This is a genomic window from Streptomyces sp. NPDC098781 (genome assembly GCF_044759995.1).
Taxonomy (GTDB): Bacteria; Actinomycetota; Actinomycetes; order Streptomycetales; family Streptomycetaceae; genus Streptomyces.
Map to the genome: position 1 here is coordinate 107,462 of NZ_JBIWAK010000005.1, position 24,028 is coordinate 131,489.

The window sequence follows — 24,028 nt, forward strand, 5'->3', positions numbered from 1 at the left end:
CGCGCCCGACTTCGGGACAGCACGTCTGCCGTCGGCACCGCACGCCCTACGCCGGTCGAGACGAGGGGCCAGCGGGCGCCGGGTGACTCCGTACAGCGCCGGAGCCACCCGTATGTGCATTCAGTCCGCGATCGGCAGACAGACCCGGTTGCCCGCTGCGGCGAACTCCTTCGACTTCTCGGCCATGCCCTGCTCGATCTCCTGGGCGGATCCGCCGTGGTGGCGACGAATGTCCCGGGAGATCTTCATCGATCTGTGGATCGGTGCCCACACGCCGCCTACGACGGTCAAAGCGCGCGGCGGCACGCGGAAGCTGACCCACGTCACCGCGCCGGCCGAACAGCACGGCTCAGGCTGGGTTGTGATCGCAAGGCCGCCAACCTGTGGTGATCATCGGGACCGGACAGGCTCTCGCCCACGGCCAACAGCGACAGGAGCTGCACGGGACGTCCGGCCGATGCTGCCGCCTCCAGCTTGTGATGGCCGTCGAGCAGGAAATGCGTCAGCCCCCAGTGCTCGTACTCGTCGGTCGAGTGGAGGCTCACCGCAGGCCGGCACAGATCCAGCGTCGAAACCGCGACTGCCGTCGGCACAGTTCCTCCCCGCATCCGCTCGACGTACTCCGCCACCCGTTCCCGGTCGTTCCACAGCGGAGGAACCATGGGTACGACGAACTCATAGAGATGCGCGGTGTCGTCCACCGCTGTCTCGAACGTGCGGTAGTACGGCGTGCGAGGGTGCTCCGGAAGGCCCCAGAACTGGTCAGGCCCCCAAGTGGCCACCTGCTCGGTGCTGAAGTAGTCGCCCTCCTGCCCCGGAGTGACCAACCGTGGCTCGACACGGAGCAGCAAGGGAAGGTAGTCGCCTTCCGGCAGCAGGGAGCCAAACGCACCCAGGATGCCGTCGTCCAGGTCTGAGACCTGGCCGGCGAGGCGTTCCCGCATGCCCTCCAACGACAGCGTCTGGCTGGCACCCTCGAGCCGCTGGAACAGGAACTGACACGTCCCACACCACATGGAGAGCTCGAACGCGGGCTTCCCATCGAGCACCAGCAGCCTCCGCCGCGGCGCCGCCCCCAGTTCGTGGAGTTCCGTCTCGAACCTCAGTCTCGCCTCAGGTCCGGGAACCCCGAGCCTGCGCGGCTCGCCAATGACCATGCTCATCACGCGCACGACCGTACGAGAGCTCACCGCTACGCACCAAGCCGGATTTCAGAACGAGCCGACCTGCTGTCCTTCGCAGAGCAGCACAAGCCCAGAACGAGCGAGGGCTGGGTGGCTCCGCTCACCATCGGAGCCACCCAGTCGCCTCTCAGTCCGCGAGGGGTAGGTAAACCCTGTTGCCCGCCTGCGCGAACTCCTTCGACTTCTGGAGCATCCCCTCAGCGACCTCTTCAGCCGTCGCCCCCGCAGCCGCCGTACCGCCGAACCGCTCTGTGATGCTTTGGCTAATCTTCATCGAGCAGAACTTCGGCCCGCACATCGAGCAGAAGTGAGCCGTCTTCGCGGGCTCGGCCGGAAGCGTCTCGTCGTGGAACTCCCGTGCCGTGTCCGGGTCCAGGGCGAGGTTGAACTGGTCCTCCCACCGGAACTCGAAGCGGGCGTCGGACAGCGCGTCGTCCCAGCCCTGCGCGCCGGGGTGCCCCTTGGCGAGGTCGGCGGCATGGGCGGCGATCTTGTAGGTGATGACGCCGGTCTTGACGTCGTCACGGTTGGGCAGGCCCAAGTGCTCCTTGGGAGTGACGTAGCAGAGCATCGCCGTGCCCCACCAGGCGATCATCGCGGCACCGATGCCCGAGGTGATGTGGTCGTACGCGGGCGCGACGTCGGTGGTCAGCGGGCCGAGCGTATAGAACGGAGCTTCATCGCAGATCTCCTGCTGAAGGTCGATGTTCTCCTTGATCTTGTGCATCGGGACGTGACCCGGGCCCTCGATCATGGTCTGTACGTTGAAACGCTTGGCGATCTGGTTCAGTTCCCCGAGAGTCCGCAGTTCCGCGAACTGCGCCTCGTCGTTGGCGTCCGCGATCGAACCAGGCCGCAGGCCGTCGCCCAGGGAGTACGTGACGTCGTACGCGGCGAGGATCTCGCAGAGTTCCTCGAAGTTCTCGTACAGGAACGACTCCTTGTGGTGCGCCAGGCACCACGCCGCCATGATCGAGCCGCCGCGCGAGACGATGCCGGTCTTGCGGTTGGCGGTGAGCGGTACGTACGGCAGCCGCACGCCCGCGTGGACCGTCATGTAGTCCACGCCCTGCTCGGCCTGCTCGATGACCGTGTCCTTGTAGATCTCCCAGGTCAGTTCCTCGGCCCTGCCGTCGACCTTCTCCAGGGCCTGGTAGAGCGGCACCGTGCCGATCGGGACGGGGGAGTTGCGCAGCACCCACTCACGGGTGGTGTGGATGTTGCGGCCGGTCGACAGGTCCATGACCGTGTCCGCGCCCCAACGGGTCGCCCAGGTCATCTTCTCGACCTCCTCCTCGATGGAGGAGGTGACCGCGGAGTTGCCGATGTTGGCGTTGACCTTCACCAGGAACCGCTTGCCGATGATCATCGGCTCGATCTCCGGGTGGTTGACGTTCGCGGGCAGCACGGCCCGGCCCGCGGCGATCTCCTCACGGACCACTTCGGGAGAAACGTTCTCCCGGATGGCCACGAACTCCATCTCGGGCGTGATCTCGCCGCGGCGCGCATAGGCGAGCTGTGTGACCGCCTGACCTTCTCGGCCGCGGCGGGGCAGCCGGGGCCGCCCAGGGAAGACGGCGTCGAGGTTGCGCAGATTGCCGCCACGCGGCGAGGTGTGCTTGATCCCGTCGTCCTCCGGACGGACGGGACGGCCCGCGTACTCCTCGGTGTCGCCGCGGGTGATGATCCAGTTCTCCCGCAACGGGGGCAGCCCCCTGCGGACGTCGGTCTCGGTGAGCGGATCGGTGTACGGGCCGGATGTGTCGTACAGCGTGACCGACTGCCCGTTGGTGAGGTGCACCTGGCGGACCGGCACCCGCAGATCGGGGCGGGAGCCCTCGACATACGCCTTGTGCCAGCCGATGGACTTCCCGGCCTCCGTGGACTTTTCGCCCTGAATGGGCTGTTCGTCCTGGCTGGAGGCAGGCGTGCGCGCGTCCTTGATGGTCATGAGACCTACTCCCTACGCCGGCATTACCCGGTAACAGGTTCGGCGGTCGACGCAGCCGTATCCGTCCGCAGACGTTTCGTGTGAAACATCACTCGCGATGGGTGATGTTTCATGTGAAACATCGCTGGGACGGAGGTCAGCGCCCTCTCAGCCCGGTGCTCCGAGCTCCCGCGTGTACAAAGGTGGCTCCACGCTAGCGTCAATTCGGGCGCGGTGAACAGGGGGCCCCAGTCGTTCTTGCGATGATCGGTCGGTGACCACGACGCATGAACCTCCGTACCCACCGCCTGAGCCGCGTCGCGGTTCGGGCGCCGGAAACGGCCCCCGCAGCGGCCCCGGGAACGGACCCGTGCAGGGCAACGGCCGTGCGGATGGGCGGGGTTCAGGGGTCCCCGGAGGCGGATTCGGCGGTAGTTACGGCCGTGGCCCAGCGGGTGGCGGCCAGGACGATCGCGCGCGTGGAAACGACGGCTGGGACGAGCAGGGCACCGGCCCCATTCCCCGGCCGGCAGGAATGCAGGACCACCGGGGCGGAGCTGGCAGGGGGTACGGGGGCGGACCTGGCTCCGGGGGCGGACCCGGCTCCGGTGGTCCGCAAAGTTACGGGCCGCGCTCGGGTGGCCCGCACGGCTATGGGTCGGGCTCTGGTGGCTCAGACGGTTATGGGTCGGGTCCGGGTGGCTCAGGGGGCTACGGGTCGGGCTATGGGCCGGGCTCTGGTGGCTCGGCGAGGCAGGGCCCGGGTGACCAGCCCGATCGCGACGCCGGGGGTGACCATGGGCACGGGCCAGGCTCCGGCGGCGGATCAGGCGGGCCGCATGGCGGCGGTGGCGACGGTGGCGGCCCCGGGCAGGGGAATGGGCACGGACACGGAGATGGGCACTCACACGGTCACGCCCACGGTCCCGCCGCTCCTGTCTCCCGGCATCTGCGCAAAGTCATCGCTGCGGTTCTGATCCCGTTCGCGGCGGCGGTGGTGGTGGGACTCGTGGTGCTGTGGCCGGGCGGTGCCCCGGGGCACGAACGCACCGGCGTCGGCTTCGACCGGCAGACACAGCAAGCCACGGTCACCAAGGTGGTCGAGCTGAGCTGCAAGGAGGCGGGCGGCGGCGCGGCAGTGCCTCCGACCGGCGACACCTCAACCGCCGAGGGTTCCTCCGCCGCGCAACAGGAGAGCGGCACCTGCAAGAAGGCGACGATCCGCGTCGACACCGGCAAGGACAAGGGCCGTACGTTCAACGAGATCGTGCAGCCGGACCAGTCGCGGCAGTTGCACGAGGGCCAGGAGGTCGTGGTCGCCTACGAGCCCTCCGCGCCCAAGGACCTTCAGTACTCGGTCACCGACGTGAACCGGCGCGTTCCGTTGACCGTCCTCGCCGGGATCTTCGCACTCGCCGTCGTGGTCGTCGGACGGCTGCGGGGCCTCATGGCGCTGATCTCGCTGGCCATCAGCTTCATGGTGCTCACTCTCTTCATCCTGCCCGCGATCCTCCAGGGTTCGAACCCGCTGGTCGTGGCGGTGGTGGGATCGAGCGCCATCATGCTGATCGCCCTCTATCTGTGCCACGGCCTATCGGCCCGTACCTCGGTCGCGGTGCTCGGCACGCTGATCTCGCTGCTGCTGATCGGCGTCCTCGGTTCGGTGTTCATCGACTGGGCCGCGCTCACCGGGAACACCGACGACAACACCGGCCTCATCCACGGGCTGTACCCGTCGATCGACATGAGCGGTCTGCTGCTCGCCGGCATCATCATCGGTTCGCTCGGTGTCCTCGACGACGTGACGGTGACCCAGACGTCCGCCGTCTGGGAACTGCACGAGGCCAACCCCACGATGGGCTGGCGCGGGCTCTATCGGGCCGGTATCCGCATCGGCCGCGACCACATCGCGTCCGTCGTCAACACGCTCGTCCTCGCCTACGCGGGCGCCGCGCTGCCCCTGTTGCTGCTCTTCTCGATCGCGCAGAGCGGCGTCGGCACGGTGGCCAACAGTGAGCTGGTCGCGGAGGAGATCGTGCGCACCCTGGTCGGCTCCATCGGACTGGTCGCGTCGGTGCCGGTGACCACGGCCCTGGCGGCCCTGGTGGTGTCGGCCGACCGGCCGGACACGGGGGCGATGCCGGTGGCGGCCCAGCCGGTCGCGGCGGGCCCGCAGCCGGGCCCCGGGCGCGCCGGGCGGGGACGACGGCGCAAGCGGTGACGCGGCGGGCGGGGACGACGGCGAGAGCCTATTCCGTGACGCGGCGGGCGGGGACGTAGTGAGAACCCATGCCGTGACCCGGCGACGGTGACGTAGTGAGAGCCCATGCCGTGACCCGGCGACGGTGACGCGGCGAGACGCCATGCGGTGACTGCCGGCGCTCACAGAGGCCGACCGCCGAAGACGTCCCGAGGCACTACCTCCGACTCCGCCCGTCCGGCGGAGCGTGAAGCACACCCGGCAGGGGCGGAAGCGCCCCTGTGCGCCCCTTGCACACCGGCGCTGAAGCGTTACGCCACCCTCAGCGCCGTAGCGCTTCAGCCGGCGCTCTGCTCCTCCGCGAGGATGCGGTCCAGGGCCTCGTCGAGGTGGGCGTCGAAGTCGGCGAGCGTGCCCTCCTGTCCGAGCGGCACGAGCTTGTCCGTGCGGTCGAGGAAGGCCACCAGGGGCGCCACGGAGGAGCGGAAGAGCGCCTGGTCCGCACCGACCTGAAGCCGGATCAGGACGTCGCCCAGCGTCTCGGCACCCGCCGGCGACACCCGTACATCTCCCTCACCACACGGCCGGCCCACCCCGTCGACCAGCAACTCACGGCCGAAGGCCCAGGTCACCGGGGCATCGCCGGGCAGGTGAAAGGTCAGGCGCACCGCATAGGGATCACAGGTCTCGTAGCGCAGCTCCACCGGGATGCGGAAGGAGAGCTCCTCGGAGACGAGAAAGCTCATCATGACCTCTGCCTGTACGGACTCGCGCATCGCCTACCCCGTCGGTTGCCTTCGACTGGCCGGGACCGGACCCCGAGCCTGGTGGAATCTTGCTGAACGTACACGAGAGATCACAAGGAGTGAGTTTTCAGATACTGATAGAGATCGCCAGTGACCCCAGGAGCCGCCCGACCTCCTCCTGTAGCTGACGTGCCGCCGACAGCAGCCGATCGGCCTGTTCGACGGGCACGGAGATGGCCATCGTCGCGGCCGTGGTGCCCAGCGTGATCGGGATGGCGGCGCACACCGTGCCCAGTGCGTATTCCTGACGCTCGGTCATCGGTTCCATCCGGCGAACCCGTTCGAGCCGGCGGAGCAGCGTGCGGCTGTCTCGGACCGTGTACGGGGTGATGGCCTGCACGCGATGGCGCTCCAGGTGATCGCGTCGGGCGTCCTCGTCCAGCTGGGACAGCAGACACTGCCCGATGGCGTGCGCATGGCCGGTCTCACGGAAGTCGGCCCATTCCTCGACCGCCGGATTGCCGGGGGTGTCCGAGACGCAGATGACCTCGATCTCGCCCTCGCGGTACTGGGCGTAGTACACGGGGACACCGATCGCGTCGCGGCATTGGGCGAGTGCGTCGACCACCGTGCTGCGACGTTTCTGCTCGGCTCCGCTGCTGCTCAGCCGTACGGCCGCCTCACCGAGGAAGAACAGCCCTTTGTCGCGGCGCAGATAGCCCTCGTGCACCAGGGTGCGCAGGAGGTGGTAGGCGGTGGGCAGCGCCAGGCCCGTCTCGCGGGCGAGTTGTTTGGCGGGGGCGCCGCACTCGTGCTCGGCGACGCATTCCAGCAGGCGCATCGCGCGCTGGACGGATCCGATGAGCGTCGCGGAGCCGGACTGATCGGCGGCTTCCGCGGAGGCCTGCCGCGGCACCTGGGCGACGGAGGAGCGGGGCCGTCCCGGTGGTGCGTGGGATTCTGAGGGGGCGGTGTCAACCGTGGCCAAGGGTCACTCCCGAAGCGCGAGGGGGGCAGCCCGTGCTGGGGAACACGGGTGGGGGTGTACGCCGCTCGCGGGGCCGGTCCCCGCGTCGATTTTCGGACTCTATTGGCCCGCTGCCGCCCGCGGACGCCTGGTCCGGAAAACTTCCCTCGCCCGAGGGAACCGGTGATTCCTGTTACCGCCCACCGGTCCCCACGGCCCTCACCAGTCGCTGCGTGACGAAGAGCTCGACATGAACTTCCGTACGACGTAGATCAGTCCACCGACCAGCGCCACGAAGACCAGCAACTTGAAGAGCAGTCCGATCACGAACCCGACCACGCTGGCTATCAGACCACCGAACACGACCAGCGCGATGACCGGCACCGCGACCCACTTCACCCACCACGGCAGTCCCGCGAAGATCTCACGCATCGCCCTCGTCCTTACCTCTCCGCCCGTCCTGTGCCGGGTCCTGATACTCGGATCTACTGATTCCGTGCACTCGATGCTAGGACGGGCAGGTGCCCCGGCGGGGCCCTCGCAGCCCTTGTCCTCCCCTGATCGATCCCCTAGGGAACCCTGAGGCCAAAGGTCAGCTCTCGGGCGGAGAGAACACCACGAGCACCCGCAGATCCTCGCTGATGTGGTGGAACTTGTGGGCGACCCCGGCCGGGACGTACACCACGCTGCCGCGCGCCACGTGTGTGGTCTCCATGCCGACGGTGATCTGGGCCCGGCCGCTCACGACGAAGTAGACCTCGTCCTGGTTGTGCGGTTTCTGTGGATCATGCTCGCCCGCATCGAGCGCGTACAGGCCGACGGACATGTGCCGTTCCCGCAGAAACTGCAGGTAGGCGCCCTCGTTCGCGGCGCGCTCCGCCTCCAGTTCATCCAGCCGGAATGCCTTCATCGCAGTTGTCCGCCCCAGTCCCGGTGCTCATGGCCGATCTCGTCTGCCACGATCAGACACATGAAGAATTTCGTAGTCAAGACGATCGCCAACGCCGGGGCCCTGGCGGTCGCCGTCTGGCTGCTCGACAAGATCACCCTCACCGGTGACAGCACGGGCAAGAAGATCGGCACCCTGATAGTCGTCGCACTGCTCTTCGGCCTGGTGAACTTCGTCGTCAAGCCGATCGTGAAGCTCCTGAGCCTGCCTCTGCTCATTCTGACGCTCGGCCTGTTCACCCTGATCGTCAACGCGCTGATGCTGCTGCTGACCTCGTGGCTCGCCGACACGGTCGATCTGAGCTTCCACGTGGAGGGCTTCTGGACCGCCGTGCTCGGTGGCCTGATCATTTCGATCGTCTCCTGGGCACTCAACCTCGCCCTGCCCGACGGGGACTGAGCACCCGATGACCTACCGAGTCTGCTTCGTCTGCACCGGCAACATCTGCCGTTCGCCGATGGCCGAGTCGGTCTTCCGTGCCCGCGTCGAGGAGGCCGGGCTCGACGGCCTGGTCGAGGTCGACAGCGCCGGCACCGGCGGCTGGCACGAGGGCGACCCGGCCGACCCGCGCACCGTCTCCGTACTGGAGGAGCACGGCTACGACAGCGGCCACACGGCCCGGCAGTTCCGGCCGTCCTGGTTCGACCGCCTCGACCTCGTCATCGCTCTCGACGCAGGCCACTTCAAGGCCCTGCGCCGCCTGGCTCCCTCGGCCGAGGACGCGGCGAAGGTACGGCTGCTGCGTTCCTACGACCCGGCCGCGGGCGACGACCTCGACGTGCCGGACCCCTATTACGGCGGCCGGGACGGCTTCGAGGACTGTCTTGAGATGGTGGAGGCGGCGAGCACGGGCCTCCTCGCGGCGGTCCGTGAACAAGCGGAAGGACAGGCGACATGAGCGGTACGGAGGCACAGGGACCCGGCGGGGACGGCACGCGCGCGGTGCGGGCCGGCCTGCCCGAGCCGGTCAAGTACGAACCGACCCTGCCGGGGCCGGTGTTCGCCGCCCACTTCCATCTGCCGGGCGAACCCACGGGGCCGTACACCTACGGCCGTGACGAGAACCCGACCTGGACCCACCTCGAACGCGCCATCGGCGAGCTGGAGGCGCCGGGGGAGGACGGCGTCGAGACGCTGGTGTTCGCCTCGGGCATGGCCGCCACGTCGTCGGTGCTGTTCTCGCAGCTGCGGGCCGGGGACGCGGTCGTCCTGCCCAGCGACGGCTACCAGGCGCTTCCCCTGGCACGCGAACAGCTGGAGGCGTTCGGCATCGAGGTGAGGACCGCGCCGACCGGCGGGGACGCGCAGCTCGGCGTCCTGGACGGCGCGAAACTGCTGTGGATCGAGACGCCGTCCAACCCCGGCCTCGATGTGTGCGACATCCGGCGGCTCGTTGCGGAGGCCCACGCGCGTGGGGCGCTCGTCGCCGTCGACAACACGCTCGCGACTCCTCTCGGGCAGCGCCCGCTGGAGCTCGGCGCCGACTTCTCCGTGGCCAGCGGCACCAAACAGCTGACCGGCCATGGCGACCTGCTCCTCGGATACGTCACCGGCCGCGACCCGGAGGCCATGGCGGCCGTACGGCGGTGGCGCAAGGTCGTCGGAGCGATTCCGGGGCCGATGGAGGCGTGGCTCGCCCACCGTTCCATCGCCACGCTCCAGCTGCGTGTGGAGCGGCAGAACGCCAATGCCCTGGCGGTCGCCGAGGCACTGCGGGACTGGCCCGAGGAACTCGGAGTGCGCTATCCCGGGCTGCCCGCCGATCCCTCCCACAAGATCGCCTCACAGCAGATGCGGCGCTATGGATGCGTGGTGTCCTTCACGCTGCCCACGCGCGCGCGTGCCGAGCGCTTCCTGGACGCTCTGCGGCTCGTCGACGACGCGACCAGCTTCGGCGGGGTCCGGTCCACGGCCGAGCGTCGCGGGCGTTGGGGAGGGGACGCCGTACCGGAGGGCTTCGTGCGGATGTCGGTCGGTGCCGAGGATCCGCAGGACCTCGTGGCCGATGTGCTGAACGCGCTGGACGAGTCGGCCCGGTGAGCGGGTCCGGCCATGCGCCCGCCGCTGCCCGGTTAGCTGAGCGGGCGGTCCGAGCCTCCCCCCTCGTGGCTCGGACCGCCCTCGGTTCTGCGCGCGAAGAACCGCGCGAACAAGGCTAGTTGACTGTCTGTCAGTGTCCAATCACAGTAGCGACAGCGACCTATCGACTTATTTATAGTTGGGCCCTGCTCTGGGGGTGACGAGAAGGGCGGGGAAAGGGAGGGTGTGGCATGGATCTGGCCTTGCTGCGCACCTTTGTGACCGTGCACCGGGCCGGCTCCTTCACTCGCGCCGCCGCGCTGCTCGGGTTGTCGCAGCCAGCCGTGACCTCGCAGATCCGCACCCTGGAACGGCAGTTGGGGCGTCCCCTGTTCTTACGGCAGGCCCGCGGCGTGACACCCACGACCATCGGCGACGAACTCGCTCACAAGGCCGCACCGCATCTCGACGCCTTGGTGGAGATCGCCGAGACGGGAATCGACGACGAGTCCTCCCGGCGGACCCTGCACCTCGCCGGCCCTCCTGAGTTCACCGCCGAGCGCGCGCTGCCCGCCCTCACCGAACTGACCGGCGAGGACGGCCAGGGCTTCGCACTGCGCGCGTCCTTCGGCAACGCCGAGGAGGCCCTGGAGGGGCTGGCCGCCGGACATCATGATCTGGCCATCTGTACGGCCCGTCCGCGCGGCGCACTGCTCACGGCGACTCCGCTCTGCGACGAGGAGCATGTACTGGTCGCGGCCCCCCGCTGGGTGGACCGCATCGGCGCGGTGCGGCTGCGCCACAAGGGAGCGCACGCACTGGAGGAGGTCCCGGTGGTGGAGGTGCACGAGTCCCTCCCCTTTGTCTCCCGCTACTGGGCTTCCGTCTACGACTCCCGTCCCGCCGACCCGGGCACGGTGATCGTCCCCGACCTGCGCGCGGTCCTCGCCTGTACGGTCGCGGGGGCCGGGCTGGCGGTACTGCCCAGCTATCTGTGCGTGGACGCGTTGGAGCGCGGCAAGGTCGTCGCCCTGCACGATCCGCCGGTGCCGCCGCTACGGACGTACTTCCTGGTGGTCCGCACCGGAACGCTGGCGATGCCGCATATCGCGCGGGCCCACGAGTGGCTGCTGCAAGCGGCTTCCGACTGGTCCTGAACTGGGCTTTCGCAGACATCACACAACGAACTCGCCCAGTGACATCCCGCGATGTTTCACGTGGAACCAGCCGGGCCACATTTCTCCCATGACCGTCCGACCCGTGGTCAAGCGCACCGCCCGCGCCGTTCTGCTGGACGGTGACGACCTGATCCTGATCAAGCGCACCAAGCCAGGCATGGATCCCTACTGGCTCACGCCTGGAGGCGGGGTCGAACCGACGGACTCGACCGTCGTCGACGCCTTGCACCGCGAGGTCTACGAGGAACTCGGCGCCAAGATCACAGATGTGGTGCCCTGCTTCGTCGACACCGTCGAGCACATCGGCGAGGACGGCGGGGCGACCGGTGTGAAGGTGCAGCACTTCTTCGTCTGCCACCTGGGCTCCATGGACCCCTCCTTGCGACATGGTCCCGAGGTGGACGAACCCGTCGGCGAATACGAGATCGTGCGGGTGCCGTTCACGCGGGTCGGCATCGCATCCGTCCATCTCGTACCGCTGTCACTGAGGCACTACCTCGACGGGAACATCGAGGGCGTCCGCGCCATGCACGCGCCCGACCTGGCCTGACCTCCGACGGCGCCCTGGCCGTCGGTGCAAGGTCAGTTCACGACGACGAGTTCCTCCACCGAGTCATGGCGTATGCGTCCGAACGGGACCCCGAGGTCTCGCAGTACGTCGACTCCACTGCGGATCATGCCGGGCGGTCCGGAGACATAGGCGTCGTACTCGTTCCAGGGCCCGTACTCGCGTATGGCTTCCGGAAGCTGGAGCAGCCCGTGCCGGTCGACCACCGGGCGGACCTCCAGCCAGGGGTGGGACTGCTTGAGCCGGAGCATCGTGTCGATGTCGTACAGGTCATGGTCGCTGCGGGCGCCGTAGAAGACCTCGACCTGACGCCGCTCGCCGTGCTCGGCGACGTCCTCCACCAGTGCCTTGATGGGCGCTATGCCCGTGCCGCCGCCCAGGCAGAGCAGACCGCTGTCGGTCGTGTGGTCCACGGTCATCGAACCGGTCGGCGGGCCGAGACGGATGATGTCTCCCGGCCGGGCGCGGTGCACCAAGGCGTTGGAGACCCAGCCGGCCGGCACGGCCTTCACATGGAACGTCAGCAGACCGTCGGACCGGGGCGCCGAGGCGAAGGAGTAGTGCCGCCAGATCCTGGGCCACCAGGGCGTCTCCACGCTTGTGTACTGCCCGGCGAGGAAGGGATAGGGCTGGTCGGGCCGGACGGTGACGACCGCGATGTCCGCGGTTCTGAGTTCGTGCGCCACCACCTCCGCGTACCACCAGGCAGGCGCGCGCAGTTCGTCCGCTGCCGCCGCGTCGATCATCACCTGCGAGATCGTCGTGTACGTCCGGATCCAGGCGGCCTCTGTCTCCCCGTCCCAGATGTCGGCGGCGTACTTGCTCAGCGCGCCGATGAGGCACTCACCGACGGCCGGGTAGTGCTCCGGACGCGTGCCGTACTTGCGGTGACCGCGACCCAGGTTCTGGAGGTAGTCCACGAGGACCGGCGTGTTGTCGATGTGCTCGGCAGCCGTGAGCAGCGCCTTGAGCAGCCGGTCGCGCTGGGTGTCCATGGCGGCCGGGAACAAGGAGCGCAGGTCGGGGTGGCGTACGAAGAGCAGCGCGTAGAAGTACGACGTGACCTTGTCGGAGACGGAGGCGATCTCGGACATCGTCCGGCGGATCAGAACGGCGTCAGGAGACGCGGGTTGGGTCGGTGCGGGGCGCTGAGCCGGGATGTGCGGCTGCGGGGCGGGCTCGGCGAGGGAAGTTGGCGGCGCGAGCGTGGCAGAGCGCGTGAAGGGCGTGGCGCCCGCCGGATGGGGGTGCCCTGACGCGGCCTGAGCGCCGGTGTGCGGTGCCTGGCGGGGAGCCGAGGATGAGGACGCCGGGTGCGAGGGGGGTATGTGGCCCGACGGGGGTGATTCCGGGGTCGATGCCGCGAACGGAGGAAGTGTCGGGGCCGGGTGAGGCGTCGGTATCGGAGGGGATTCTGGGGCGGCCGTCGGTGCCGGTGCCCCTCGGTGTGGCTCCCTTGCCCCGCCACTCGCATGGTGCGCGCCGGGGCCGTAGGCACTGTCCTGGGGCGGGGCGCTGCCATCGGCACTCGCGGTCCTGCCCACGGGGCGCATCGCGGCCAAGCGCCGGCCCTCGGCTGCCTCCTGTTCGCTGCCCGGAGTCGTCGCCGGCTGCTTGCGCGGGGTGAACCAGCCGCTCCCGCCGCCGGAAGTGCCGTCATCGGCCGACGTGGTGGCCGGAGCGTCCATGATGTGCCTCGCCTCGAACATCTTTCGGTCGGTCCCCGCACCTCCTCAATCGGAAGGTGCCTGCTTACCCCGCGACGGCTTGCGTTCCCCGTTCGTAGCCGCTATCCAATACGCCCACATTGAACCCTTATTCACACCCGGTACGGACAAGTAAGGCGAGAGTGTGACATTGACCGCAGTACTCACACCGCAGCCTCCCACCGCGCCTCGGCTCCCGGGCTCCATAACCGCGAATGGGGGTCTTCGATCTCTCCGTCCCACTACGCTGCCTTGCCTTGCTCCCAGGTCCGCGCCCAACGTCTGCATCACAGCTCGGAAACGAACCGGAGTCGACCATACCGGCCGTCGCCCCGATCACAAGTCCCCCCTTGCTTGCTCACCAAATGGGCGAGGGGATGAACGGCCAATTCCTTCAATTACCGGCCGCCGCGTACCAATTCATAGGCTTCCCACAGATCCATCCCCATGTAGGTATGGGTCGCGAGCCCGGCCAGATGACGGTCCGCATTGACCGCGACGGACACCGGGACCGCGCCGAACAGGTCCTTGTCGGACAACGAGTCGCCATAGGCGACGCATTCGCCCCGAGTCATCCCGAACTCCGCGCAGAGCCGATCGGCGATGCGAACCTTGGCCTCGGCGCTGAGAACTCCCGCCGGATCGACGGGCTCGGTGAACGGCACGGAAGGAAAGAGCGAACCGTGTGCCACATGCGCACCCCATCCGGTGAGCCGCTCGACGAAGAAGGACGGGGAGAGCGAGACAACGGCGCAGTACTCGCCCTGCCCCCTGATCTCCGCCCAGACCTCCCGAATCCGCGTCAGCCACGGAGCGGCCTCGAAAGCGGCGGCCACATGAGCCTCGGTGAGATCGGCCCAGAGCGCGTGCACCCGCTGCGCGTACTCCGGAGGGCCGATCAACCCCGCCGAGATCTCCCGATCGAGCGCGACGGTTTCCGCTTCCAGTCCGAGCTGTCGTGAGATCTCCACGGGTGCGGACGTGCCATGCAGAAGTGTGCCGTCCAGATCGAAGAGGTGAAGTCTCGCCATGCCACACGAGGCTATTGGCGTGTGCGGCCGAACCGTGGGGGAGATATCTCGGCCCCTTCAATGGATGCTGGTCGTTCGCCCATGTTTCACGTGAAACACCCAGCGCCTGTCGGCCCCCTGTGGGCTGAGCCATGACATGGCCAAAAGCTCGTACGTCTCCCTGGAAAGAGGTGGACGACCAGGGCGGTTGTCAGACAGCCTGACCTGCGTGCCGACTCCTTCCCTCGCCGCTCTGCCCATCCGTCGTCTGACGCCTCGCGACCTCGCCGCCTGCGCCGACCTGTCCGAGGACCGGGGTTGGCCCCGCGAGGAACACAAGTGGGGGTTTCTCCTCACAGCCGGGAAGGGATACGGCATCGATGACCCCGAGGGCGGGCTCATCAGCGCCTGTGTCGTCACGGAGTACGGCCCACAGGGGCGTCCGGCGCTGGGAGCCATCGGCATGGTTCTCGTGGCCGAGCGGCATGCCCGACAGGGCGTCGGCCGCCGGCTGATGCGCCACGTCGTCGACGCGATGGGCACGACACCGCTGACGCTGCACGCGACTCCGTTCGGCCAACCGCTCTACGAGGAGCTCGGTTTCAAGGTCACCGGACGGGCGGAGATGCTCCGCGGGCACTTCGTACCGGACAGCTCGGCATCCGCGGTCGCCACCCGCGCGGCCACCGCCGAGGACCTCAGCGCCATCATGCGGCTCGACGAGGAAGTCTTCGGCACCGATCGCATGCACATCATCACGCGGCTGCCCGCTTTCGCCGACCAGCTGCGCGTCGCCGAGGAGAGCGGCCGGATCATCGGCTACGCGGGTGCCTGGCCCAACATGAACACCCAGGTCGTGGGTCCGCTGATCGCCCGCGACACCGAGGCCGCGAAGGCGCTCATCGCCTCCCTCGCGGCCCATACCGATCGCCCGTTGCGCACCGACATCGATGTGCGCCACGAAGAGCTGCTGACCTGGGCGAAGGAACACGGGCTGGCATCCGTCGCCTACAACTCCGTCATGACGTACGGCATCTCGGAACTCCCCGGCGACTGGACCCGGCGCTTCGCTCCGCTGACGGTGGCGGCGGGCTGAACCCGCTGAGCTGCGGCCCGCGACGAAACGCCGGTCCCCGACGGGACCGGCGTTTCGTCGTGTCGTCGTGGCGCAGCGCCGTCAGGCGAGGGCCTCGATCGCGGTCGTCGCGAACCGGTGGTCCTGCTCCGGCGCCCCGCCGCCGACACCGATGGCGCCGATCAGCCGGCCGTCCCGGTGGATCGGGGCGCCACCCGCGATGAAGAGCAGCGGTCGATCGAGCGCCGTGGGCAGGGTGTGGAAGAGCCCACCGGGCTGTACCGCGTCGACGAGGTCGGCGGTCGGGGTGTCGAGCTGGAGTGAGGTGTAGGCCTTGCGGGTGCTGGTCTCCCCGGAGATCAGCACGGCCCGGTCGTCACGCCGGAAGGCGAGCAGCTGGCCTCCGGCGTCCAGGACCGTGACGCTGACCCTCACTCCGGCCTCCTCGGCCGCACGGTGCGCGGCCGCGACGAGGGCATCGGCGTCCTGGGTAGTCAGGGGGGCGACTGCGGTGACGGTGCTCATGGGGTTCTCCTTGCGGTTGAAGCTGGGTGCAGCCGTGCAGTGCTGCGGTGGACTGTCACGGAGCCGAAGGTGCGAGGGCGGCCCTGACCCCGCACTCGGAACGGCTCAGTGGTGTACGGCGGTCCGCTGTTCGGCGGGCGTAGCGGCCGTGACGACCGTGCGCGAGGCGGCTCCGTCGCGGCGCTCCAGTGCGGCCGAGAGGATCGCGAGCAGCAGCGCGGCGGCGGCCAGGGCTGCGCCGACCCAGTTGGGCGACGTGTAGCCGAAGCCGGCGGCGATGACGAGGCCGCCGAGCCAGGCGGAAAGGGCGTTGCCGAGGTTGAAGGCGCCGATGTTCACGGCCGAGGCCAGCGTCGGGGCGCCGTGGGCCTGGTCGAGGACGCGCTTTTGGAGCGGCGGGACGGTGGCGAAGCCCAGGGCACCGATCAGCGCGATGGTGACGGCCGCCAGGACCTTGTTGTGCGCCGTGAGCGTGAAGAGCGCCAGCACGACGGCGAGGGAGCCCAGGGAGACGTACAGCATGGGCATCAGGGCGCGGTCGGCGTACTTGCCGCCGATCAGGTTGCCGCCGACCATGCCGAGCCCGAAGAGGACCAGCAGCCAGGTGACGGAGCCGTCGGCGAAGCCGGCGACGTGGGTCATCATCGGTGCGATGTAGGTGATGGCCGCGAAGACGCCGCCGAAGCCGAGGACGGTCATCGCCATGGCCAGCAGGACCTGGGCGTTCTTGAACGCGGCCACTTCGTGACGCAGTCGCACGCCCTGCGGCTTGGGCAGGTCGGGGACGAGCTTGGCGATGCCGACCAGGCCGATGACGCCGAGAGCGGCGACGATGCCGAAGGTCACGCGCCAGCCCGCGGACTGCCCGACGAACGTGCCGAGCGGGACGCCGACGACATTGGCCACGGTCAGGCCGGTGAACATCATCGCGATGGCGCCGGCCTTCTTGTCCGGGGCGACCAGTTCGGCCGCGACGACCGAACCGATGCCGAAGAAGGCACCGTGGGCGAGTGAGGCGACCACACGGCCGATCAGCATCACCGCGAACGCGGGGGCGACGGCCGACAACAGGTTGCCGACGATGAAGAGTCCCATCAGCAGCATCAGCATCCGCTTGCGGGAGATCTTGGTGCCGAGCACGGTCATCAGCGGAGCGCCGAGGACCACGCCGAGGGCGTAGCCGGTCACCAGGAACCCCGCGGTGGGGATGGAGACCCCGAAGTCACTCGCGACCTCGGGCAGCAAGCCCATGATCACGAACTCGGTCGTTCCGATTCCGAAGGCCCCGATCGCGAGGGCCAGAAGCGCGAGAGGCATGGAGAGGTAGCACCTTCCGGAAGATTGCAGGAGCGCTTTACGTTTGAAGACAATACTTGCATGCGCGGCATACTTGCAAACGCAGGCTATTGCGATCCCGCTCTACCCTGCCTTCAGCCGCTTCGGGACGGAGGAAACACGCCATGACAGCGACAGACCCCGCACTCACCGCCCTCGCCCAGGGCTGGTGCGCCCTCTCTCTGCTGCACGGCAGGATCGAGACGCACATCGAGCGCGCCCTACAGACCGGGCACGATCTGAGCGTGCGCGAGTACTCCCTGCTCGACGTCCTCAGCCGCCAGCACAACGGAGAAGGCGGCCACCTCCAGATGAAGCAGGTCGCCGACGCCGTCGTCCTCAGCCAGAGCGCCACCACCAGACTCGTGACCCGCCTGGAGGACCGCGGGCTGCTCTCCCGCTACCTCTGCCCCACCGACCGCCGCGGCATCTACACCGACGTCACCGAAGCAGGCCTCCAACTCCTGGAAGAGGCCCGCCCGACCAACGACACGGCGCTGCGCGAAGCGCTGGACGTAGCTGCCAAGAGTCCTGAGCTGGCCCCCCTGGTCCGGGTCGTGGAGTCGCTGCCGACGCCCGCATAGGGTGCGGGCATGGGAGACCTTGAAATACGCCCCGCTGTCACCGATGACATCCCCGCGATCGTCGGCATGCTCGCCGACGATCCGCTGGGCGCCCGGCGAGAGTCACCGGACGACCTGACGCCCTACCTCGCCGCGTTCGAGCGGCTCAGCAGCGACCCGAACCAGCACATGGTCGTAGCCGCGCGTGAAGGCCGTGTCATCGGCACGCTCCAGCTCACGGTCATTCCCGGGCTGTCCCGGCGGGGCGCCACCAGGTCGATCATCGAGAGCGTGCGCATCCACGCCGACGAACGCGGCAGTGGTCTGGGGACACAGCTCATCGAGTGGGCGATCGATGAATCCCGGCGCCTGGACTGCCAATTGGTTCAGCTGACGTCCGACATGAGCCGTACGGACGCTCGCCGCTTCTATGAGCGGCTTGGCTTCACGGCCTCACACGTGGGCTTCAAGCTCGAACTGTGAAACGCCGGAGCGCCTGTTTCACGTGAAACAGGCGCTCCGCTCGTCGGCCGGTCAGGCCGAGCCGATCCCCCGCCACCCGTCGGGATCCACTCCACCCGGCACGGCCGCCCCCTCGTCGTACGGCTGACGCGTGAACACGAACGACCCGAGGTCCAGATGGTCCAAGGTCCCGTCAGCCCGCCGTACGGCCTTCAGGAGCTCTCCGGCGTAGTAGCCCTCCAGCCCCGTCCAGGTGCCGTCACCGTTGGAACGGAACCGGGAACCGCGGCCCTTGCCGGACAACGGCTCCAGAGAGACCAGTCCATCGGCCCTCAGCCGCAGCGCGAAGGCATGCGTTCCCCAGTACCACTGCCCGGCCAGCTCCAGAACGGCTGCGTCGACCTCCGGCATCGGCCGCCACGGCTCGGGAATCCGTGGCTCGGCCTCGGCGACGATGCGAACTAGGTCGGCGGCGACCGTGAACAGCAGGGGGCCGGACGTGCAGTTGGCCAGGGCCACGGCGGCGAGATCGTCGTCCAGGCTGACGGTGAGGGATGCCAGGAAGCCGGGCAAGGACCCCGAGTGTCCGAGCAGGATCCTGCCGTCCTGGCGTCGGATCTCCAGGCCGAGGCAATAGGCGTAGCCGCTCGCCACATCCGCCGCCTCCTGCGGAGCCGCGGGCGTCCTCATCTCTCGCAGCGAATCAGCGCTCAGCACACGGTCGTCTCCCTGGATCAGGAAGGCCGCAAACCTGGCCAAGTCGGCAGTCGTCGACCAGAGTTGACCGGCCGACGCCATGCGTCCGAGATCCTCGACCGGCTCGGCCAGCATCACATCGGCCCAGGGATGCACGGCCCACCCTCCGGCATGCGGCGCCTGCGGTCGCGTACTCGTACGGCTCAGCCCCAGGGGTTCGAGCACTTCACCTCGGAGTACGTCCTCCCACGGAGCCTTCCGCAGCTTCTCGACCAGCGCGCCCAGCAACGTGTAGCCGGGGTTCGAGTAGTGGAACCGGCTGCCGGACGGATGCAGGAAGGGCTCTTCACCCAGGACGTCGGACAGCTCGGGCCGAAGGGAACCGGAAGTCCGCTCCCACCACGGCGCGGGTGACTCGGCCGCCAGCCCACTGGTGTGCGAGAGCAGTTGGGCAATGGTGGCCTCCCCCGCCCCGGTGCCGGGCAGATGCTTCTCCAGCGGGTCACCGAGCGCGAGCAGGCCCTCGTCGCGCAGTCGCAGGACAAGAACGGCGGTGAAGGTCTTGGTGATCGAGCCGATGCGGTACTGGACGTTCTCGTCCGGTCCATGCCCGTCGACCGAGGTACGCGAGCCGTGCCACACGGTCCGTCCGTTCCGCACGACCGCGGCCACCAGTGAGGGTGCGCGCCCTTCGGCCTGGGCCACGGCGATGCGGTGCAGCAGCGCCCGGCGCGTGGCGGGCAGCAGCTCATCCTGAGATGTCGTCATGCCCCCAGTCCACCCCGGAGGCCACTCGGGAGTCGAGCGCACCTGCTGGTTCTCTGCTGTGCCTGCGCCCTCAGATGGCGCACCGATGAGTTTCCCGCCGCGTCGGTCTGTACGCGTGAGACCGACTCACGGAAGGCTGGCGCCATGCGAAAACTGATCTACGGCATGAACGTGACCCTGGACGGCTACATCGCGGCGCCCGGCGACGACATCGGCTGGAGCGTGCCGAGCGACGAGCTGTTCCAGTTCTGGTCCGACCAGCTGCACGAGACCGACGTGTCGCTGTACGGGCGCAAGCTGTGGCAGACGATGAGCTCCTACTGGCCGACCGGCGACCAGCAGCCCAACGCCACCCCGGCGGAGATCGCCTTCGCGCGCCGCTGGCGGGACATGTCGAAGGTGGTGTTCTCCTCGACGATCGACAAAGTCGACTGGAACACCCGCCTGGTCACCGGCGACGCGGTCGCCGAGATCACCCGGCTCAAGGCCGAGGACGGCGGCCCGATGGAAATCGCCGGCGCGACGCTCGCCGGGGCGGCCGTGCGTGCCGGACTGGTCGACGAGTACGTGCTGGCCACCGCGCCGGTCCTGGTGGGCAGCGGCACACCGTTCTTCACCGCGCTGGACAGCTGGGTGAACCTGAACCTGGTGGAGACGCGGACGTTTCCCTGCGGCGTGATCCTGACCAGGTACGAGACCAGGCGCTGAACGCCCGTCACACGACCCGACCGCCGGATCAGGTCTGCGCCATGTCCACGAACCGCGAGTAGTGGCCCTGGAAGGCCACCGTGATCGTCGCCGTCGGACCGTTACGGTGCTTGGCCACGATCAGGTCCGCCTCGCCGGCACGGGGGGACTCCTTCTCGTAGGCGTCCTCGCGGTGCAGCAGGATGACCATGTCGGCGTCCTGCTCGATGGAACCCGACTCACGCAGGTCGGAGACCATCGGCTTCTTGTCCGTCCGCTGCTCGGGACCACGGTTCAGCTGGGAGAGCGCGATGACCGGAAGCTCAAGCTCCTTGGCGAGCAGCTTGAGGTTACGGGACATGTCCGAGACCTCCTGCTGACGGCTCTCGGCGCGCTTGGAGCCACCGGACTGCATCAGCTGGAGGTAGTCGATGACGACGAGCCTGAGGTCGTTGCGCTGCTTCAGTCGGCGGCACTTGGCGCGGATCTCCATCATCGACAGGTTCGGGGAGTCGTCGATGTAGAGCGGGGCGGCCGAGACGTCCGGCATCCGGCGGGCCAGCCGCGTCCAGTCCTCGTCCGTCATCGTGCCCGAGCGCATGTGGTGCAGAGCGACCCGTGCCTCGGCGGACAGCAGACGCATCGCGATCTCGTTGCGCCCCATTTCAAGGGAGAAGATGACGCTCGGCAGATTGTTCTTGATCGACGCGGCTCTGGCGAAGTCCAGTGCGAGGGTCGACTTACCCATCGCGGGTCGCGCGGCGATGACGATCATCTGGCCCGGGTGCAGGCCGTTGGTGAGCGAGTCGAAGTCCGTGAACCCCGTGGGGACACCGGTCATCTCTCCGCTGCGGGAGCCGATGGCCTCGATCTCGTCGAGCGCGCCCTCCATGATGTCGCCCAGCGGCAGATAGTCCTCACTGGTGCGCTGCTCGGTGACCGCGTAGATCTCGGCCTGGGCGCGGTTGACGATCTCGTCGACGTCGTCGTCGGCCGCGTATCCCATCTGTGTGATGCGGGTGCCTGCCTCGACCAGGCGGCGCAGCACGGCCCGCTCGTGCACGATCTCCGCGTAGTACTCGGCGTTGGCCGCCGTCGGCACCGTCTGGACCAGGGTGTGCAGATACGAGGCGCCGCCGACCTTGTTGATCTCGCCGCGCTTGGTGAGCTCGGCGGCGATGGTGATCGGGTCGGCCGGCTCACCCTTGGCATAGACGTCGAGGATCGCCTGGAAGATCGTCTCGTGCGCGGGCTTGTAGAAGTCATGGCCCTTGAGGACCTCGACCACGTCGGCGATGGCGTCCTTGGACAGAAGCATGCCGCCGAGGACGGACTGCTCGGCGTCGAGGTCCTGCGGCGGGACCCGCTCGAAGGCCGAACCTCCGCCGTCCCACTCACCGGTGTCCCGGCCGCGATCATGCTGCTCGTCGCGTCCCCGGCCGCCATCACTACGGCGACGGGAGGCGGGCAGACGATCACTGGGGCCGCTGTCGGCCCACGGGTCGTCCAAGGGCTCGGAAATGCTCACCGAGCCACCTCCTCCCGTCCGCCGAGCGGACCTCGCCGTGCCCCTCAGTTCTACGGCACGCCACTGACAAATAAGACGCCCAACTCCGGTTCTGGCACGTCGGTTTTGTGACGTTTCCACGGCCGACGGACGGAGTGGGCGCCGGACCACGGTAGGCCCGCGGGCACCGTCAGCCAATCTGGTTATCCACAGGCCATGTGGACGACGCCCCGGATGCTGTGGAGAACTCGGCAAAACCTGTGCACGACACGGTGGACAGCCCTGTGAACAAGCTTCGGACGATTCCCAGAAACACCTTCTGACCAGCCACTTTGCCATCCACCGGCTGTGCAGAAGAAAAACTTCCCCAGTCGGACCAAGATCGCTTCGAACGGTGCGCGAAAGCACACGGCACGAGACCGCCAGTAAGGGTCACAGCACAGTTGCATCTCTTACCTGTGGACGATTAGATTGATGGCCATGACACAGGCCCCCGCGACGCCCAAGGCCGCTCGGCGACAGCACGATCGAGAGATCGTCTCACTGGCCGTACCGGCCTTCGGCGCGCTCGTCGCTGAGCCCCTGTTCGTCATGGCCGACAGCGCGATCGTCGGCCATCTCGGCACGGCTCAGCTCGCCGGGCTCGGTGTCGCTTCGGCCCTCCTCATGACAGCGGTCAGCGTCTTCGTCTTCCTCGCCTACGCCACCACAGCGGCCGTTGCCCGACGTGTCGGGGCCAACGACCTCCCAGCGGCGATACGGCAGGGCATGGACGGCATCTGGCTGGCCATCCTCCTGGGCGCCGCCGTCGTCGCGGTCGTCCTCCCCACAGCGCCGTTCCTCGTGGAACTCTTCGGCGCCTCGGACACCGCAGCCCCCTACGCCATCACCTACCTACGGATCTCGGCGCTCGGCATACCCGCCATGCTCGTCGTGCTCGCCGCCACCGGCATCCTGCGCGGTCTCCAGAACACCAGAACTCCGCTCTATGTCGCTGTCGCGGGCTTCATCGCCAACGCGGCCCTCAACGTGGTTCTTGTCTACGGCGCCGACCTCGGCATCGCAGGCTCCGCCTGGGGAACCGTCATCGCCCAGTTCGGCATGGCCGCGATCTATCTCGTCGTGGTCGTCCGCGGCGCACGTGAGCACGGTGCCTCTCTGCGTCCCCATGCGGCGGGGATAAGGGCTTCCGCTCAGGCCGGAGTGCCCCTGCTGGTCCGCACGCTCTCACTGCGGGCCATCCTGTTGATCGCCACGGCTGTCGCAGCCCGCCTCGGAGACGCCGACATCGCGGCACACCAGATCATCCTGTCGCTCTGGAGCCTGCTTGCCTTCGCGCTGGATGCCATAGCCATCGCCGGACAGGCCATCATCGGGCGCTATCTCGGTGCCGGCGACGCGGAAGGCGCCCGAGCCGCCTGCCGCCGCATGGTGGAGTGGGGCATCGCAGCCGGCGTGGTTCTCGGACTGCTCGTGGTGATCGCCCGCCCGCTTTTCCTGCCGCTGTTCACCAGCGATCCGGTCGTGAAGGACACCGCCCTTCCCGCCCTTCTCGTGGTCGCGCTCTCCCAGCCGATCTGCGGTGTCGTCTTCGTCCTGGACGGTGTCCTGATGGGAGCCGGCGACGGCCCCTATCTCGCCTGGGCCATGGTGCTCACCCTGGTGGTGTTCACGCCGGTGGCGCTGCTCGTCCCCGTACTCGGTGGCGGCCTGACCGCTGTCTGGGCAGCCATGACGCTGATGATGACCGTACGCATGCTGACGCTCTGGGGACGCACCCGCTCGGGTCGCTGGATCGTGACGGGGGCGACGCGCTGACTGTTTCACGTGAAACAGCGTGTTTCACGTGAAACGACCGCGATGGCCAACTGCCGGGATCCGTTCACCGGACCGCGAAGGCCAACGGCCGCGATCGGTTCGCCGCGCAATGAAGGGGCCGTACCCGGGTGGGTA

The 24,028-nt window shown here is 68.4% G+C and carries 24 protein-coding genes and 1 riboswitch; of the genes, 11 read left to right on the forward strand and 13 right to left on the reverse strand.

The window, feature by feature from the left end; translation table 11 throughout:
• Positions 1 to 120: 120 nt before the first annotated feature.
• The 3 genes from ACIQWG_RS21275 to thiC form a co-directional block, all read right to left on the reverse strand.
• Entirely contained in the window at positions 121 to 249 is a 129-nt protein-coding gene (locus ACIQWG_RS21275) for a hypothetical protein (protein WP_404099449.1), read from the reverse strand.
• 74 nt (positions 250 to 323) lie between these two features.
• A complete protein-coding gene (locus ACIQWG_RS21280; RefSeq protein ID WP_404099378.1) occupies positions 324 to 1,163 on the reverse strand; it encodes a hypothetical protein in 840 nt (279 codons plus the stop codon).
• A gap of 148 nt (positions 1,164 to 1,311) precedes the next feature.
• Positions 1,312 to 3,135 carry a phosphomethylpyrimidine synthase ThiC gene (gene thiC / locus ACIQWG_RS21285; protein ID WP_404098010.1) on the reverse strand — a complete coding sequence of 608 codons (1,824 nt, stop codon included), beginning with the start codon at positions 3,133 to 3,135 and terminating at the stop codon, positions 1,312 to 1,314.
• Positions 3,128 to 3,317: riboswitch (TPP riboswitch) on the reverse strand. (Overlaps the previous gene by 8 nt.)
• 332 nt (positions 3,318 to 3,649) lie before the next feature.
• Here thiC and ACIQWG_RS21290 point away from each other — a divergent pair.
• Positions 3,650 to 5,335 (forward strand): YibE/F family protein, encoded by a 1,686-nt coding sequence (locus ACIQWG_RS21290; RefSeq protein ID WP_404098012.1) that lies wholly within the window; start codon positions 3,650 to 3,652, stop codon positions 5,333 to 5,335.
• 317 nt (positions 5,336 to 5,652) lie between these two features.
• Here ACIQWG_RS21290 and ACIQWG_RS21295 read toward each other — a convergent pair whose 3' ends face one another.
• The 4 genes from ACIQWG_RS21295 to ACIQWG_RS21310 form a co-directional block, all read right to left on the reverse strand.
• Positions 5,653 to 6,090 (reverse strand): SsgA family sporulation/cell division regulator, encoded by a 438-nt coding sequence (locus ACIQWG_RS21295; protein WP_403458603.1) that lies wholly within the window; start codon positions 6,088 to 6,090, stop codon positions 5,653 to 5,655.
• Positions 6,091 to 6,187: 97 nt separating this feature from the next.
• Positions 6,188 to 7,048 carry an IclR family transcriptional regulator gene (locus tag ACIQWG_RS21300; protein ID WP_404098015.1) on the reverse strand — a complete coding sequence of 287 codons (861 nt, stop codon included), beginning with the start codon at positions 7,046 to 7,048 and terminating at the stop codon, positions 6,188 to 6,190.
• 198 nt (positions 7,049 to 7,246) lie between these two features.
• The gene (locus tag ACIQWG_RS21305) at positions 7,247 to 7,459 is read right to left on the reverse strand and encodes a DUF5326 family protein (RefSeq protein ID WP_079661208.1); all 213 of its coding nucleotides are present in this window, start codon (positions 7,457 to 7,459) and stop codon (positions 7,247 to 7,249) included.
• 160 nt (positions 7,460 to 7,619) lie between these two features.
• Complete coding sequence (locus ACIQWG_RS21310) at positions 7,620 to 7,937, reverse strand: cupin domain-containing protein (protein ID WP_404098019.1); 318 nt, start codon at positions 7,935 to 7,937, stop codon at positions 7,620 to 7,622.
• Between the two features lie 60 nt (positions 7,938 to 7,997).
• On the opposite strand from ACIQWG_RS21310, the gene ACIQWG_RS21315 reads away from it, so the two are divergent.
• The 5 genes from ACIQWG_RS21315 to ACIQWG_RS21335 all read left to right on the forward strand — a co-directional run bounded on the left by ACIQWG_RS21315 (position 7,998) and on the right by ACIQWG_RS21335 (position 11,723).
• Positions 7,998 to 8,375: a phage holin family protein gene (locus ACIQWG_RS21315; RefSeq protein WP_404098022.1), complete on the forward strand. Its 378-nt coding sequence runs from the start codon at positions 7,998 to 8,000 to the stop codon at positions 8,373 to 8,375.
• A gap of 7 nt (positions 8,376 to 8,382) precedes the next feature.
• The gene (locus tag ACIQWG_RS21320; RefSeq protein WP_404098024.1) at positions 8,383 to 8,874 is read left to right on the forward strand and encodes a low molecular weight protein-tyrosine-phosphatase; all 492 of its coding nucleotides are present in this window, start codon (positions 8,383 to 8,385) and stop codon (positions 8,872 to 8,874) included.
• Positions 8,871 to 10,016: a cystathionine gamma-lyase gene (locus ACIQWG_RS21325; protein ID WP_404098027.1), complete on the forward strand. Its 1,146-nt coding sequence runs from the start codon at positions 8,871 to 8,873 to the stop codon at positions 10,014 to 10,016. The genes ACIQWG_RS21320 and ACIQWG_RS21325 overlap by 4 nt, the downstream gene beginning before the upstream one ends.
• Before the next feature lie 230 nt (positions 10,017 to 10,246).
• Positions 10,247 to 11,152, forward strand: a complete 906-nt coding sequence (locus tag ACIQWG_RS21330) for a LysR family transcriptional regulator (RefSeq protein WP_404098030.1) — start codon at positions 10,247 to 10,249, stop codon at positions 11,150 to 11,152.
• 88 nt (positions 11,153 to 11,240) lie between these two features.
• A complete protein-coding gene (locus tag ACIQWG_RS21335; protein WP_404098032.1) occupies positions 11,241 to 11,723 on the forward strand; it encodes an NUDIX domain-containing protein in 483 nt (160 codons plus the stop codon).
• 32 nt (positions 11,724 to 11,755) lie between these two features.
• Here the strand turns inward: ACIQWG_RS21335 and ACIQWG_RS21340 are convergent, their stop codons facing one another.
• Together ACIQWG_RS21340 and ACIQWG_RS21345 are read right to left on the reverse strand one after the other, a co-directional pair.
• The gene (locus ACIQWG_RS21340; RefSeq protein WP_404098034.1) at positions 11,756 to 13,450 is read right to left on the reverse strand and encodes a globin domain-containing protein; all 1,695 of its coding nucleotides are present in this window, start codon (positions 13,448 to 13,450) and stop codon (positions 11,756 to 11,758) included.
• Positions 13,451 to 13,845: 395 nt separating this feature from the next.
• Positions 13,846 to 14,478: an HAD family hydrolase gene (locus ACIQWG_RS21345; RefSeq protein WP_404098036.1), complete on the reverse strand. Its 633-nt coding sequence runs from the start codon at positions 14,476 to 14,478 to the stop codon at positions 13,846 to 13,848.
• A 208-nt stretch (positions 14,479 to 14,686) separates the two neighbouring features.
• Here ACIQWG_RS21345 and ACIQWG_RS21350 point away from each other — a divergent pair, with 208 nt between their 5' ends.
• Complete coding sequence (locus ACIQWG_RS21350) at positions 14,687 to 15,553, forward strand: GNAT family N-acetyltransferase (RefSeq protein ID WP_404098039.1); 867 nt, start codon at positions 14,687 to 14,689, stop codon at positions 15,551 to 15,553.
• Between the two features lie 81 nt (positions 15,554 to 15,634).
• Here the strand turns inward: ACIQWG_RS21350 and ACIQWG_RS21355 are convergent, their stop codons facing one another.
• Together ACIQWG_RS21355 and ACIQWG_RS21360 are read right to left on the reverse strand one after the other, a co-directional pair.
• Positions 15,635 to 16,057 carry a heme-binding protein gene (locus ACIQWG_RS21355; RefSeq protein ID WP_404098041.1) on the reverse strand — a complete coding sequence of 141 codons (423 nt, stop codon included), beginning with the start codon at positions 16,055 to 16,057 and terminating at the stop codon, positions 15,635 to 15,637.
• A 105-nt stretch (positions 16,058 to 16,162) separates the two neighbouring features.
• Positions 16,163 to 17,374, reverse strand: a complete 1,212-nt coding sequence (locus tag ACIQWG_RS21360) for an MFS transporter (protein WP_404098044.1) — start codon at positions 17,372 to 17,374, stop codon at positions 16,163 to 16,165.
• 143 nt (positions 17,375 to 17,517) lie between these two features.
• Here ACIQWG_RS21360 and ACIQWG_RS21365 point away from each other — a divergent pair, with 143 nt between their 5' ends.
• Together ACIQWG_RS21365 and ACIQWG_RS21370 are read left to right on the forward strand one after the other, a co-directional pair.
• On the forward strand, positions 17,518 to 17,976 hold the full coding sequence (locus ACIQWG_RS21365) for a MarR family winged helix-turn-helix transcriptional regulator (protein ID WP_404098047.1): 459 nt from the start codon (positions 17,518 to 17,520) through the stop codon (positions 17,974 to 17,976).
• 9 nt (positions 17,977 to 17,985) lie between these two features.
• Positions 17,986 to 18,438, forward strand: coding sequence for a GNAT family N-acetyltransferase (locus ACIQWG_RS21370; RefSeq protein ID WP_404098050.1), 453 nt, complete (start codon positions 17,986 to 17,988; stop codon positions 18,436 to 18,438).
• Between the two features lie 51 nt (positions 18,439 to 18,489).
• Here the strand turns inward: ACIQWG_RS21370 and ACIQWG_RS21375 are convergent, their stop codons facing one another.
• A complete protein-coding gene (locus tag ACIQWG_RS21375; protein WP_404098053.1) occupies positions 18,490 to 19,881 on the reverse strand; it encodes a serine hydrolase domain-containing protein in 1,392 nt (463 codons plus the stop codon).
• Between the two features lie 144 nt (positions 19,882 to 20,025).
• Here ACIQWG_RS21375 and ACIQWG_RS21380 point away from each other — a divergent pair, with 144 nt between their 5' ends.
• A complete protein-coding gene (locus ACIQWG_RS21380) occupies positions 20,026 to 20,589 on the forward strand; it encodes a dihydrofolate reductase family protein (RefSeq protein WP_404098055.1) in 564 nt (187 codons plus the stop codon).
• A gap of 28 nt (positions 20,590 to 20,617) precedes the next feature.
• On the opposite strand, the gene dnaB is transcribed toward ACIQWG_RS21380, so the two are convergent.
• Positions 20,618 to 22,096 (reverse strand): replicative DNA helicase, encoded by a 1,479-nt coding sequence (dnaB, locus tag ACIQWG_RS21385; RefSeq protein WP_404098056.1) that lies wholly within the window; start codon positions 22,094 to 22,096, stop codon positions 20,618 to 20,620.
• A gap of 459 nt (positions 22,097 to 22,555) precedes the next feature.
• Between dnaB and ACIQWG_RS21390 the strand changes: the two genes are divergently transcribed.
• The gene (locus ACIQWG_RS21390; RefSeq protein WP_404098058.1) at positions 22,556 to 23,893 is read left to right on the forward strand and encodes an MATE family efflux transporter; all 1,338 of its coding nucleotides are present in this window, start codon (positions 22,556 to 22,558) and stop codon (positions 23,891 to 23,893) included.
• The last annotated feature ends 135 nt before the right edge of the window (positions 23,894 to 24,028 follow it).